The following is an 11714-nucleotide window of genomic DNA, read 5'->3' on the forward strand; positions in this document are numbered from 1 at the left end:
CGTCAGGATGAAGGCGAGGCGATGCGGCGACGCCGCGCGCCCGATGGGGCGCGCGGCTGGGGTCAGGGCTTGGCGCGCGGCGCGGGCGGCGGATAGGCCTGGTTCAGGTACTCGACGATCAGCGGCACCTGCTCGGCCGGGATCGGCGCGCCGTAGGTGCCGATCATCTTCTTGACCTCGGCGTCCCAGAAGCCCGGCGGCATGGGCGGCTGCGACGAAATGTAGTCGACCGAGTGGCACATCAGGCACAGCGTGGCGCCCTGGGCGCCTGGACTGGCGCCGGGGCGCAGGGTGGCGGTTTCCGGTGGCAACTGGATGTCCAGGGCCAGCGCGGGGACGCAGGCGCCAGCGGCGGCCAGGGCCAGGGCGAGGCGGGCGAGTCGGATCATGGCGGTCTCCTCAGGCGGCGTCGACGCGCACGGTTTCGACCACGTTGCGCATGTAGCCAGCCGGGTTCCACAGCGGTTCCAGGGGCTGGGTGTCGCCGGCCATGTTGGTGGCGCGCGCCTGCAGCTGATACGCGCCGGCCTGCGCCGGGGTGAACTCGGCGTGCCATTCACGGAACGAATAGCGGCCCAGGTCGCGGCCCAGCGTGGCGGCGCGCCAGGTCTTGCCGCCGTCGGCCGAGAACTGCACGTCGCGGATGCCGCGGCCGCCGTCGAAGGCGATGCCGCGCACCCGCACCCGCGCGCCCTTGGCGACGCGGGCGCCGTCGGCCAGGCTGGTGATGAAGCTGCGCACGTTGTAGCGGCCGATAGGACGCGTCTTTTCCGGCGCCTTGCCTGCCGGCGTACAGGCGCAGTCGTTGTCGGGGATGCGGTAGGCCTTCTGCATCCAGAAGCCGTCGAATTCCTTGTCCAGCACCTTGATGTCGGCCAGGTGCTTGACCCAGTAGGTGCCGTAATAGCCCGGCACCACCAGGCGCACCGGGTAGCCGTTGAGCAGGGGCAGGTCGGCGCCGTTCATGGCGTACGCCAGCATGACCTCGCCGTCGAGCGCGTGGGCCGCGTCCAGCGCCTTGACGAATTCGGGCGTGCCTTGCAGCACCGGCCGGTCCAGGCCCTCGAACGTCACCTGGCGCGCGCCGGCCTGGATGCCGGCCTTTTCCAGCACGCGCTTGAGCGGAATGCCGAGCCAGCGGGCGTTGCCCATGGCGCCGTTGCCCAGCTGGCCGCCGCCCACGCGCGGTTCGAAGAAGCCGCGGCTGTTGCCGGAGCACTGGGTCACCGCCACCAATTCGACCGGCGCGCCGAATTGCTGTTTCAGGTCGGTCAGCGACAATTCCAGCGGCTTGCCCACCCGTCCGCCCACGCGCAACCGGTAGGCGGCGGGGTCGATGGCGGTGGGGATGTTGCCCAGGTGATAACGCACGAAGAAGGCGTCGTTGGGCGTGATCAGGTCTTCGTTGAAGACCGCGAACGGGGTTTCCAGTTGCGGCGGCCGCGAGGTCTGGCGGATCAGGGGGCGTTTCTGCGGATAGGCGACCAGGTCGCGCTCGCCATTGGCGAAAGGCAGGGTGACGGTGGCCGGGGCGGCCAGGCTGGTCAGGGCATGGCCGGCCAGCGTGCCGGTCGCGCCCAGCGTACAGGCCTGGCGCAGGAAGCGTCGGCGCCCATCCGGATCGAATGCGCTCATGCTTGTCTCCTCTTGTTTTCTAGTACCCTCGCCTGCGGCGCGGTCGAATCAGGCTACGCCCGCCGGCCTGACAAATGCGTTAACAGTTGCATCGGCCGTTCCAATAACCGTGTTTTCCGCGCCTGGTGCGCACGACCCCTTCATGAAACTGACTTTCAACCGATCGGCCTTCGCCGCGCTGCTGGCCGTGACCGCCGTGGAAGCGCTGATCGCCACCCTGGGCAAGCCCTATCCGCTGCTGCGCGGCTTCGTGGGCGACGTGGTGGCGGTGGGCTGGGCCTATCTGGTGTATCGCAGCTTCATCCGCGCCGGCGTGCTGCCGCTGGCGCTGGCGGCGTTGTTGACCGGCTACGCGGTCGAACTGGGCCAGTACCTGGCGCGCCACTACGGCTGGCGCCTGGAGCAGCCGGTGCTGCGCGTGATCCTGGGCAGCGTGCCAGACTGGTGGGACATGCTGGCCTACACGCTGGGGTTCCTGCTGGTGCTGCTGCTGGCCGGCGCGCGCCGGATGCGCGGTCCGGATCGCACGCGCGGCAGCGGCGCTCGGGCCGCCGGGGGCGCGGCCAAGCCTTGAGCGAGGAATATGGCCGGGGGCGTGCCGGGTCGGGGGCGGGGTCGGATTGTGTGGCGCCTGGCTTGCGGCAACCTTCAACAAGCGGCCAGGCCACGGCCACGCGGCCAGGCACGGGCCAGGGCAGGGACGTCTGACATCGCGCGGCCTCCTGGCAACCACTGCGAGCGGTCCCGAGGCCGGCGGCGCGCCCAGGCGGGCGTGGCAGGGGGAGCGCCCGGACGCGACGCCGGGCGGGCTTAGCCGGCCTGGCCGACCGCTGCGCTCTCGCCGCGCTGCGGGGCGGCTTTTGCCTGCGGGCGCAACCGTGCGTTGCGGAAGGGGGCCAGACATTCGGCCCAGGACGACGGGAACAGGGGCGTGGCATGGCGAACGGCATCGCGGGCGGCGTAATGCGCTAGCAGCTGCTGGCCGATCGGGGCGTCTCCCAGGGGGTGGCGGGTCTTCATGGTATTTCCGGATTGCATTGAAAGTGTATTCATTGTACCAGGGTAAACCCTGACGTCCAACCCGCGCAGGTTGCGCCAAGTCATTGAAATGATGGGGACCGTCCCCCTTGGTGTGCGCGGCAACGGGAATACCCTAGTCGAACAAAACGGTAGACGGTATACAATGTTCTGCATCGGTCGAGGTTTTCGGCCGGCCCCTCCCCCATAGACCTGGAGCGCGTCATGGCAGAACTGATGAACCGAGATGAATTCCGCACCGCGTTGGAAAACGCGATCAAGGGCAAGAGCGCCAACGCCTCGCCCTTTTCCATTGCCTGGGCCGAAGGCAAGCTCAGCCGTGAGCACCTGTCGCGCTGGGCCGAAAACCACTACCACTACGTCGGCCCGTTCGCCGACTACCTGGGCTATCTGTACGCCCGCACGCCCGACACCTATACCGAGGCCAAGGACTTCCTGCTGGCCAACATGTACGAAGAGGAAATCGGCGGCGACCGCCATACCGACCTGCTGATCCGCTTTGCCGAGGCCTGCGGCACCACCCGCGAGCGGGTCACCAACCCCGACAACATGTCGCCCACCACCCGGGCGCTGCAAAGCTGGTGCTACGCCGTGGCCATGCGCGAAGACCCCATCGTGGCCGTGGCCGGCCTGGTGGTGGGCCTGGAATCGCAGGTGCCGTCGATCTACCGCAAGCAGACCCCGACGCTGCGCGAGAAGTACGGCTTCACCGACGAAGAGGTCGAATTCTTCGACCTGCACATCGTGTCCGACGAAATCCATGGCGAACGCGGTTACCAGATCGTGCTGGAGCATGCCAACACGGTCGAGCTGCAGCAGCGCTGCCTGAAGATCTGCGAGATCGGCGCGCAGATGCGGCTGCTGTATACCACCGCGCTCTACACCGACTACGTGCAGCAGGAAATCGCGCTGCCGGAGCTGGGCCTGGCGGCCTGACACCCGCCGCCGGCGGCGTCGCGCGCGCACGTCGCGCGGGCGGCCGCGGCGGCCCATCGGATGACCGATACATGCCTACCGTCACATTCCACAAAGGCGGCCAGACCTACACCGGCGAGGTGCCGGACAACGCCAATCTGGTGGTGCGCGCCGGCATCCGGCAGTTTCCGTTCCCGCACCTGCGCTACGAGTGCGGCATGGGCAAGTGCGCCAAGTGCGCCTGCCGCGTGCTGGCGGGGGCCGAGCACCTGCCGCCGGTGAACTGGAAGGAAAAGAAACAGCTGGGCGAGCGCATCGAGTCCGGCTACCGGCTGGCCTGCCAGCTATGGCTGGGCCACGACATCGAGCTGGCGCAGGACGCCGAGGTGGCGCCAGCGCGCGAGCCCGCGGCAGCGGTCGGGCAACCCTAGCGCCCGCGCCGCGTGCCACGGGGCGTCACCGCGTCCCGGCCCCCAAACCCCGATGCAAAGGAACCGCGCATGACCCGCGACGCGAATGACGCCGTGTTCGTGATCCTGACCTCCAAGCCCGGTGTGTACCGCACCGAGGTGGACGCGCAGGCCGAGATCGTCGAAACCTACGACTACGCCTGCGACGGCAGGACGCGCGCCGTGTTCAGCATCGCCCGCTTGCGGGGGCCGGCGCGATTGCTCGTCACCGAGGAAACCCCGCCCTACATCGTCAACCGCGTGCCGTCCAAGTTCCTGGAATCGTTCGTCTCGCTCGAGGCCGCGCGCCGCGAGCTGGCGCACCTGAGCCGTTTCGGCAGCATGCAAACCACCTTGACGCGGCGTCCCGGCCCCGTCGCGGAGCATTGAGCAGCATATGGTCAAGATCACGTTTCTATCGAATGGCGGCAAAGTCGCCAGCGCGCCCGAGAACAGCAACCTGCTGCGGGTGTCGCTGAAGGAACAGGGCGGCATTCCGTTCAAGTGCGGCGGCGGCCTGTGCGGCACCTGCAAGTGCCGTATTGAACAGGGGCTGGAGCACACCGACGCCATCAAGCCCAAGGAACGCAAGCATCTGCGGCCCGAGGATTTCGAGGCCGGCTACCGCATGGCCTGCCAGACCTTCGTGCTGGGCGACGTGGCGGTGTCTTGGGTGGTGCGAGACGGCAAGGGCGTGGTGGTGGACGGCGCCAGCCAGCCGGCGCCGGCGGCGTCCTGATCGCGTGGCCGGGCGGCCGCGCTCAGGCGGCCGAGGAATGCGCCTGGCGCGTGTCGGTGTAGGCCTTGGCGGCGTTGTGCACGTGCTGGCTGGCCAACAGCGCGGCCAGGTCGCCGTTGCCGGCGATGACGGCATTCAGGATCTGCGAGTGCTCGTCCCAGTTCTGCTTGGCGCGGTGCATGTTGCTGGGCGCGAACAGCAGCGCGGTGCGATCGCGCAGCGAGCGCATCAGGTCGGTCAGCACCACGTTGCCGCCGATGGTGGCCAGCATCTCGTGGAATTGGGAATTCAGCGCCAGGAACTTGTCCAGCTGCTCGCTGCGCGCGGCTTCGGTGCCTTCGCGCAGGAACGCCTGCAGGCGTTCGACCGTCTTGTCGTCGCGCCGCTGCGCCGCCAGCTTGGCGTTCAGGCCTTCGAGCGTGGCGCGCACTTCCACCATGTCGTAGGCCACCGCGTCCGACAGCACCGACACCGAGGCGCCGCGGCGCGGCTCGATGGTGACCAGCCCTTCGGCGGCCAGCGCCCGCAGCGCTTCGCGCACCGGGATGCGCGACACGCCCATTTCCTCCGACAGCCGCCCTTCGACCAGGCGGTCGCCGGGCGTGAATTCGCCGCTGAGGATGCGCTCGCGCAGCTTGTCGCGGATGACCGCGAACAACTGCGGATGCTGCTCGCCGATCTTCAGCGGGGCAGATTGCTGCGTGTCTACGGCTTGCGAGCTGACGGGCGTGGTGGTCATGGCGAGCAGGTCTGGCGGAATGGATACAGTCTTCATTGTATTACCGGGCGGCGCGCCGGCGACGGGGGCAAGCGGTTTCAACCGGCCCACAGGGCCTTGGCGATCACGCCCAGCGCGCCCACCGCGCAGGCCCCCAGCAGCACGCCGCGCACCGCGCGCGGCGGCAGGCGGTGGCGCAGGCGTCCGGAAACGGCGAAGCCGGCCAGCAGGAACGGCGCCAGGCTGAGCGCCAGGCCGGCGTGGTAGCCGGTGTAGCGCCGCGCCCAGGCCAGCATCGCCAGCGAGAAGATCGAACCCAGGAACAGCACCATGCCCAGCGTGGCGCGCAGCCGTGGCGGGTCGGCGTGTTGCAGCACCAGGGCGATGGGCGGGGCGCCGACCGAGGTCATTGTGCCCATGATGCCGGAGGCCACCCCCGCGCCGGAAACCCGCCCCGGCGTGGCGACAAAGCGCAGGCCGGCCGCGCTGAGGGCGACCGCGGCGAGGATCATGGCCGCGAACAGCAGGCCCAGCGTCTGCGGCGCGAAGCGCGCCATGGCGTAGATGGCGATCAGGGTGCCGGCGGCGCGTCCGCCCAGGGCGTAGGCGACCGCGCGCCAGTCGATCGCGGCGCGCTCGCGCAGCGCCGTCAGCAGCGAGATGAAACCGCCCAGCGTCAGTAATGGGCCGGGGGCGAGCTGGGGGAAGCACAGCGCCGCCACCGGGGCTGCGAACATGGCGAAGCCGATGCCGCCCACGCCCTGCGCCAGCGCGGCGCCGAACACCACCGCAGCCATGGCGGCGTAATGCCAGAGATCGGGTAGGGAAGCCGTCATGCCGAATTCGTTTTTTTGTATACGGTAGTCTATTGAAATATCGGCGATGCACCAAGCCAGGGCTTATGCCCCAAGTTAATGCACTGATTTTCCTCGAATATTCATGGAAATTTCAGAATTATCGCTTTCCCTAGGCGCTGCATATTTCGGTTGGTATAGCCCCAAACGAAATATAGTATACCGAAGTGGCGACCCAACAGCCACGTCGACAAGGGGAATAGCGCATGCAATCGGACGTCGTGCTCAACGCCGCTCACTGGATGTACCTGATCAGCGTTGCCGCGATCATTCTGACGATGATCCTGCGGGCAAACGTGGTGGTGCCATCGGTGATCGGCACTTTCCTGGTGGTGCTGGCCATCACCGGCAACCCGATCAGCGCGCTGATCGGCATCTTCTCGGCCAGCTTCGTGGCCGCCAAAGAGCTTTTCAACATCTTCCTGGTCATCACCTTCATGACCGCCCTGCTCAACGCGCTCAAGACGCTGCAGGCGGACGTGCGCATGGTGCAGCCGTTCCGGCGGGTGATGCGCGGCGGCCATTCGTCGTTCCTCATCATTGCCCTCTGCACCTATGTGATCTCGCTGTTCTTCTGGCCGACGCCGGCGGTGCCGCTGGTGTCCGCGATCCTGCTGCCGGCGGCCATCGCGGCCGGGCTGCCGCCGCTGGCCGGGGCCATGGCGATCGCCATCGCCGGGCAGGGCATGGCGCTGTCGTCCGACTACGTGATCGGCGTGGCGCCCGGCATCAGCGCCAAGGCCGCCGGCGCGGCGGTCAGCGCCGCGGTGGTGGCGGACCGCGCGCTGGTGCTGTCGCTGATCACCGGCGCGGTGGCGCTCACCGTCGCCTACCTGCTGATCCGCAAGCACATCGTGCCGGCCGATGCGGGGCTGCTGTCGGCCTGGCAGGCGCGGGCGCAGGACGGCAGCCTGGCCGAGATCGAGCAGTCCGGCTCGTTCGACAAGGCCGAACTGGCGCGCGGCACCATGGGCGCCAACCCGGCGCTGCCGCGCGGCCCGGGGCTGGACGACGAGGAACGGCGCCGGGTGCGCTGGTCGCGCGTGTTCGCGGTGGTGACGCCGCTGGCGTTCCTGGGCGTGATCGCGGTGATGGTGCTGCCGCGGCTGTTCCCGTCGCTGCCTGCGCTGCGCGGCGGCGATGCGGCGGCCCTGGTGGGCGGCGTGGCGTTCGTGGTGATGATGCTGGTGACGCTGGCGGCCGAAGGGCCGCGCAAGATGCTGGATGTTTGTCCCGAGCACGTCACCGACGGTTTCGTGTTCGCCTTCAAGGCGATGGGCTCGGTGCTGCCGATCGCCGGCTTTTTCTTCGTCGGCGCCAATGAGACGGCCGCGCAGATCCTGGGCATGCCGCAGGCCCAGGCCCCCGGGCTGTTGTTCGAAGTGATCTCGGCGGGCCAGCACCTGATCCCGGAGAACCACTTCCTGGTGGCTTTCGGCGTGCTGCTGGTGGGGATGATCACCGGCATCGACGGTTCGGGTTTCGCCGGCCTGCCGTTGACCGGCACGCTGTCGGGCGCGCTGGGGCCGGTGGTGGGGGTGGATCCGGCGACGCTGGCGGCGGTGGGCCAGATGGGCGCGGTGTGGACCGGGGGCGGCACCTTGATCGCCTGGTCGTCGCTGATCGCGGTGGCGGGGTTCGCGCGGGTCCATGTGCTGTCGCTGGTGCGGGCGCTGCTGCTGCCCGTATTGCTGGCGCTGTTTGTATCCACGATCTGCGCCGTGCTGATCTGGCATTGACGCCGGTTCGGGTTTACGTGGATCGAACCATTTGGATTAAAGTATACAATGTTCAGAAATTACCTCAGACGGCCAATTTCCGGGCATTCCGGCCAGCCCGGCAAAGGAAGGACTTCCGTGGACGAGCTTTCGCAGCAGGAATTTCTGAATCACATCGGCGGCGAATGGGTTGCCTGCGCCTCGGGCGCGACAGTGCCGAACCTGAACCCGGCCGACAGCGCCGACGTGGTGGGACGGTTCCAGCAATCGGACGCCGCCGATGGCGCCCGCGCCGTGGCGGCGGCCGCCGCCGCCTTTCCCGCCTGGCGCGACACGCCGATCTCCAAGCGCGCCGCCATCCTGTTCCGCGCGGCGCAACTGCTGGAGGACCGCGCCGACAGCGTGGCGCGCGAACTGACCCGCGAGGAAGGCAAGAGCCTGGCGCTGGCGCGCGACGAAGTGCTGCGCTCGGCCCAGACCCTGCGCTTCTACGCGGTGGAAGGGCAGTCGTTCACCGGCGAGACCTTCGTCAACGACGATCCGGACATGGTGGTCTACAGCCAGCGCGAACCGCTGGGGGTGGTGACGGTGATCTCGCCGTGGAACTTCCCGATCTCGATTCCGGCGCGCAAGATCGCGCCGGCGCTGATCACTGGCAACACCGTGGTGTTCAAGCCGTCGTCGGACGCGCCGCTGTCCGGCTACCGGCTGGCGCAGGCACTGGTCGAGGCGGGCCTGCCGCCGGGCGTGCTGAATTTCGTGACGGGACCGGCCTCGAAGGTGGGCCAGGCCATCACCGCCGCGCCGGCAGTGCGCGCCATTTCCTTCACCGGCTCGACCGCCGCCGGCGAGCAGATCCACCGCGGCGCCGGCCTGACCACGCGCACGCAGATGGAGCTGGGTGGCAAGAACCCGCTGATCGTGCTGGCCGACGCCGACCTGGAGCGCGCGGTGGACCTGGCGGTCAAGGGCGGGTTCTCGCTCAGCGGCCAGGCCTGCACCGGCACCAGCCGGCTGCTGGTCGATCGCAAGGTGCTGGCGGCGTTCACCGACAAGCTGCTGGCGCGCATGCGCAAGCTGACCATCGGCAACGGCCTGGAGGGCAATTTCGACCTGGGTCCGCTGGCCACGCGCAAACAACTCGACACGGTGCTGAGCTACATCGCGCTGGGCAAGCAGGAAGCCACCCACCTGATCGGCGGCGAGCGCCTGGACGGTCCGGGCTTCGAGCGCGGCTATTACGTGACGCCGGCCCTGTTCACCGACGTGACGCAGCAGATGCGGATCGCGCGCGAAGAGATTTTCGGGCCGGTGCTGGCGCTGATCGCGGTGGATGGCTATGACGAGGCCATCGCCTGCGCCAACGACACCGAATATGGCCTGTCCGCCGCCATCGCCACCAGCGACGCGCGCTACGCCCATCGCTTCGCCCGCGACATCCAGGCCGGCACCGTCAAGATCAACCGCACCACCACCGGCAATCTCATCAACGCGCCGTTCGGCGGCCTGAAAAGTTCCAGCACCTCGACCTTCCGCGAATCGGGCCGGGTCGGGCTGGAGTTCTACACGCAGATCAAGACCGTCTACCGCGCAGGCTGACGGCCCTACCTGGAGTCAAGCAACATGAAGCAGATCTATCGCCTGGAACTCGAAGAAGCGCGTCTCATGGTGCGCGCCGCCATCGCCCGCTCGGAGCAGATCGGCGTGCTGGAATCGGTGTGCATCGTCGATGACGGCGGCTATCCGATCGCGCTGGAGCGCATGGACGGCGCCCGCATCACCGGCCCGCAGATCGCCTGGAACAAGGCCTTCACCGCCGCCGGCCACAAGCGTTCTACGCACCTGTTCACCACGCCGCCCAACGGGCCGGCGCTGCCCGGCAACGAGGCCTTCGGCATCCAGTGGAGCTTCGAAGGCAAGTTCGCCGCGTTCGTGGGGGGCTTTCCCATCGTGGTCAATGACGAGGTCATCGGCGGCGTGGGCCTGAGCGGCGGCAACGGCGAACAGGACACCCAGGCTGGCCTGGCGGCGCTGGGCGCGCTGGCCGAACTGCTGGAGCCGCGCGGCCTGAAGGTGCTGGTGCAGGCGGACATCAAGAAATAGGCGCCGAAACCCCATGGCATATCGTGTTCATCTGCTGGAGACCGGCCAGACCTTCGAGGCCGAGGCGGGCGAATCCGTGCTGGCGGCGGCCGAGCGCGCCTCGGTGCGGCTGCCGCACGAGTGCACCTTTGGCGGCTGCGGCACCTGCCGCATCAAAGTGGCCGAAGGCGCCGTCGACTACGAGGAATTCCCGATGGCGCTGACGCCGGAGGAGGCGGCCCAGGGTTACGCCCTGGCCTGCCAGGCGCGGCCGCGTGGCGACCTGAGCATCAGCGTCGCCAACAGCCGGCAGTTCGCCGCGCCGCGCCGGCTGGGCGCCACCGTGCACCGCATCGCCGCGCTCTGCGACGACGTCATCCACCTGACGCTGGCGCTGCCGCCGGACACGCCGCTGGACTACGCGCCGGGCCAGTACATGAACGTGGTGTTGCCCGACGGCGCCACCCGCAGCTTTTCGATGGCCTCGGCGCCGGCCGGCAACCTGGTGGATTTCCACGTGCGCCGCATTCCGGGCGGCCGCTACACCGACCAGTGGCTGGGGCAGGCGCGGCCGGGCGCGGCGCTCGAGATCGAGGCGCCGCTGGGCGTGTTCAGCTATCACGAGGAAGATTGGCGGCCGATGATCATGATGGCCACGGGCACCGGCATCGCGCCGATCAAGGCGATCCTGGAGTCGCTGCTGGACAACGACGACTGCCCGCCCGTGACGCTCTACTGGGGCATGCGGACCGAGGCCGACCTGTATCTGCGCGACCAGATCGCGGGCTGGGCCGAGCGCCTGTACGAATTCAACTTCGTGCCGGTGCTGTCGCGCGCCGGCGCCGATTGGCGGGGGCGGCGCGGCCACGTGCAGCAGGCGGTGCTGGCGGACCACGGCGACCTGTCCGAACACGCTTTCTATCTGTGCGGCGCGCCGGCTATGGTCAGCGAGGCCACCGCGCTGCTGGCCGGGCGCGGCGCCAGCCTGGATCACCTCTACGCCGACAGCTTCACCTTCCAGCACGCGCCAGCCGCGGCCGCGATGCCCTAACGGCGCCCGCGGGCCGCGGCGTGAGCCCGCCTAGCGGAACACCAGCACCGGCAGCTTGGTGCGCGCCAGCACGCGCTGGGTCTCGCTGCCGAGCAGGAAGCCGGTCATGCCGTGGCGGCCGTGCGACCCCATCACAATCAGGTCGCAGCCGCGCTTTTGCGCCGTATCGACGATGGCCTCGTGCGGATGGTCGTTGACGGCGACGGCGGTTTCGCACGGCACCAGGGCGTGGCGCGCCTCGGTTGCCAGCCCGTCGAGATAGGCGGTGGCGTTCTTGCGGGCCTGGTCGGTGTGCTGGGCCTGGTGCGCGCCCAGCATCTCAGCCTGGTAGACCGTCAGATGATCTTCCGGGATGGCGCGCAACAGGGTGATGGAGGCGTTCATTTCCTTGGCGAAAACGAGCGCCTTCTTGAACGCCGACTCGGACAGCAGGGAGCCGTCCACGGCGATGAGCAGATGCCTGTACATGTTGCGTCTCCTTTGGGAAAAAGGAACGTCCAGCAAGGGCGAATTCA

Annotated in this window: 15 protein-coding genes; 9 read left to right on the forward strand and 6 right to left on the reverse strand. The window is 68.6% G+C overall.

Annotation, left to right across the window (positions count from 1 at the left end):
* Positions 1 to 62 precede the first annotated feature (62 nt).
* Both ABFG95_RS16330 and ABFG95_RS16335 read right to left on the reverse strand, forming a co-directional pair.
* Complete coding sequence (locus ABFG95_RS16330) at positions 63 to 389, reverse strand: hypothetical protein (protein WP_063584059.1); 327 nt, start codon at positions 387 to 389, stop codon at positions 63 to 65.
* Positions 390 to 399: 10 nt separating this feature from the next.
* Complete coding sequence (locus ABFG95_RS16335) at positions 400 to 1635, reverse strand: molybdopterin-dependent oxidoreductase (RefSeq protein ID WP_063584060.1); 1236 nt, start codon at positions 1633 to 1635, stop codon at positions 400 to 402.
* Positions 1636 to 1777: 142 nt separating this feature from the next.
* Between ABFG95_RS16335 and ABFG95_RS16340 the strand changes: the two genes are divergently transcribed.
* Complete coding sequence (locus ABFG95_RS16340; protein WP_054419086.1) at positions 1778 to 2209, forward strand: DUF2809 domain-containing protein; 432 nt, start codon at positions 1778 to 1780, stop codon at positions 2207 to 2209.
* 236 nt (positions 2210 to 2445) lie between these two features.
* On the opposite strand, the gene ABFG95_RS16345 is transcribed toward ABFG95_RS16340, so the two are convergent.
* Entirely contained in the window at positions 2446 to 2655 is a 210-nt protein-coding gene (locus ABFG95_RS16345; protein WP_059269006.1) for a hypothetical protein, read from the reverse strand.
* Positions 2656 to 2877: 222 nt separating this feature from the next.
* On the opposite strand from ABFG95_RS16345, the gene ABFG95_RS16350 reads away from it, so the two are divergent.
* The 4 genes from ABFG95_RS16350 (at position 2878) to ABFG95_RS16365 (ending at position 4776) form a co-directional block, all read left to right on the forward strand.
* Positions 2878 to 3609, forward strand: coding sequence for an iron-containing redox enzyme family protein (locus tag ABFG95_RS16350; protein ID WP_006387284.1), 732 nt, complete (start codon positions 2878 to 2880; stop codon positions 3607 to 3609).
* A 71-nt stretch (positions 3610 to 3680) separates the two neighbouring features.
* A complete protein-coding gene (locus tag ABFG95_RS16355) occupies positions 3681 to 4019 on the forward strand; it encodes a 2Fe-2S iron-sulfur cluster-binding protein (protein ID WP_049070750.1) in 339 nt (112 codons plus the stop codon).
* A gap of 69 nt (positions 4020 to 4088) precedes the next feature.
* Positions 4089 to 4427 (forward strand): ferredoxin, encoded by a 339-nt coding sequence (locus tag ABFG95_RS16360; RefSeq protein WP_081330393.1) that lies wholly within the window; start codon positions 4089 to 4091, stop codon positions 4425 to 4427.
* Between the two features lie 7 nt (positions 4428 to 4434).
* Positions 4435 to 4776 carry a 2Fe-2S iron-sulfur cluster-binding protein gene (locus ABFG95_RS16365; protein WP_049070752.1) on the forward strand — a complete coding sequence of 114 codons (342 nt, stop codon included), beginning with the start codon at positions 4435 to 4437 and terminating at the stop codon, positions 4774 to 4776.
* A gap of 22 nt (positions 4777 to 4798) precedes the next feature.
* Here the strand turns inward: ABFG95_RS16365 and ABFG95_RS16370 are convergent, their stop codons facing one another.
* Both ABFG95_RS16370 and ABFG95_RS16375 read right to left on the reverse strand, forming a co-directional pair.
* Complete coding sequence (locus ABFG95_RS16370) at positions 4799 to 5515, reverse strand: GntR family transcriptional regulator (RefSeq protein ID WP_049070754.1); 717 nt, start codon at positions 5513 to 5515, stop codon at positions 4799 to 4801.
* A gap of 77 nt (positions 5516 to 5592) precedes the next feature.
* Positions 5593 to 6330: a sulfite exporter TauE/SafE family protein gene (locus tag ABFG95_RS16375; protein WP_054419089.1), complete on the reverse strand. Its 738-nt coding sequence runs from the start codon at positions 6328 to 6330 to the stop codon at positions 5593 to 5595.
* A 224-nt stretch (positions 6331 to 6554) separates the two neighbouring features.
* Between ABFG95_RS16375 and ABFG95_RS16380 the strand changes: the two genes are divergently transcribed.
* The 4 genes from ABFG95_RS16380 (at position 6555) to ABFG95_RS16395 (ending at position 11199) form a co-directional block, all read left to right on the forward strand.
* Positions 6555 to 8087 (forward strand): hypothetical protein, encoded by a 1533-nt coding sequence (locus ABFG95_RS16380; RefSeq protein ID WP_054419093.1) that lies wholly within the window; start codon positions 6555 to 6557, stop codon positions 8085 to 8087.
* Between the two features lie 117 nt (positions 8088 to 8204).
* Positions 8205 to 9665: an aldehyde dehydrogenase family protein gene (locus tag ABFG95_RS16385; RefSeq protein WP_348994785.1), complete on the forward strand. Its 1461-nt coding sequence runs from the start codon at positions 8205 to 8207 to the stop codon at positions 9663 to 9665.
* A 24-nt stretch (positions 9666 to 9689) separates the two neighbouring features.
* Entirely contained in the window at positions 9690 to 10169 is a 480-nt protein-coding gene (locus ABFG95_RS16390; protein ID WP_054419096.1) for a heme-binding protein, read from the forward strand.
* A gap of 13 nt (positions 10170 to 10182) precedes the next feature.
* Positions 10183 to 11199 carry a 2Fe-2S iron-sulfur cluster-binding protein gene (locus ABFG95_RS16395; RefSeq protein WP_059269012.1) on the forward strand — a complete coding sequence of 339 codons (1017 nt, stop codon included), beginning with the start codon at positions 10183 to 10185 and terminating at the stop codon, positions 11197 to 11199.
* A gap of 30 nt (positions 11200 to 11229) precedes the next feature.
* On the opposite strand, the gene ABFG95_RS16400 is transcribed toward ABFG95_RS16395, so the two are convergent.
* Positions 11230 to 11667, reverse strand: a complete 438-nt coding sequence (locus ABFG95_RS16400; protein WP_175145138.1) for a universal stress protein — start codon at positions 11665 to 11667, stop codon at positions 11230 to 11232.
* Between the last annotated feature and the right edge of the window lie 47 nt (positions 11668 to 11714).

This window comes from Achromobacter sp. HNDS-1 (genome assembly GCF_040084795.1).
Taxonomy (GTDB): Bacteria; Pseudomonadota; Gammaproteobacteria; order Burkholderiales; family Burkholderiaceae_B; genus Achromobacter; species Achromobacter ruhlandii.

Coding starts and splice junctions, on each gene's coding strand:
- ABFG95_RS16340 (WP_054419086.1), top strand. CDS start 1,778: ATGAAACTGACTTTCAACCGATCGGCCTTCGCCGCGCTGCTGGCCGTG.
- ABFG95_RS16350 (WP_006387284.1), top strand. CDS start 2,878: ATGGCAGAACTGATGAACCGAGATGAATTCCGCACCGCGTTGGAAAAC.
- ABFG95_RS16355 (WP_049070750.1), top strand. CDS start 3,681: ATGCCTACCGTCACATTCCACAAAGGCGGCCAGACCTACACCGGCGAG.
- ABFG95_RS16375 (WP_054419089.1), bottom strand. CDS start 6,330: ATGACGGCTTCCCTACCCGATCTCTGGCATTACGCCGCCATGGCTGCG.
- ABFG95_RS16330 (WP_063584059.1), bottom strand. CDS start 389: ATGATCCGACTCGCCCGCCTCGCCCTGGCCCTGGCCGCCGCTGGCGCC.
- ABFG95_RS16335 (WP_063584060.1), bottom strand. CDS start 1,635: ATGAGCGCATTCGATCCGGATGGGCGCCGACGCTTCCTGCGCCAGGCC.
- ABFG95_RS16360 (WP_081330393.1), top strand. CDS start 4,089: ATGACCCGCGACGCGAATGACGCCGTGTTCGTGATCCTGACCTCCAAG.
- ABFG95_RS16365 (WP_049070752.1), top strand. CDS start 4,435: ATGGTCAAGATCACGTTTCTATCGAATGGCGGCAAAGTCGCCAGCGCG.
- ABFG95_RS16370 (WP_049070754.1), bottom strand. CDS start 5,515: ATGACCACCACGCCCGTCAGCTCGCAAGCCGTAGACACGCAGCAATCT.
- ABFG95_RS16390 (WP_054419096.1), top strand. CDS start 9,690: ATGAAGCAGATCTATCGCCTGGAACTCGAAGAAGCGCGTCTCATGGTG.
- ABFG95_RS16345 (WP_059269006.1), bottom strand. CDS start 2,655: ATGAAGACCCGCCACCCCCTGGGAGACGCCCCGATCGGCCAGCAGCTG.
- ABFG95_RS16380 (WP_054419093.1), top strand. CDS start 6,555: ATGCAATCGGACGTCGTGCTCAACGCCGCTCACTGGATGTACCTGATC.
- ABFG95_RS16395 (WP_059269012.1), top strand. CDS start 10,183: ATGGCATATCGTGTTCATCTGCTGGAGACCGGCCAGACCTTCGAGGCC.
- ABFG95_RS16400 (WP_175145138.1), bottom strand. CDS start 11,667: ATGTACAGGCATCTGCTCATCGCCGTGGACGGCTCCCTGCTGTCCGAG.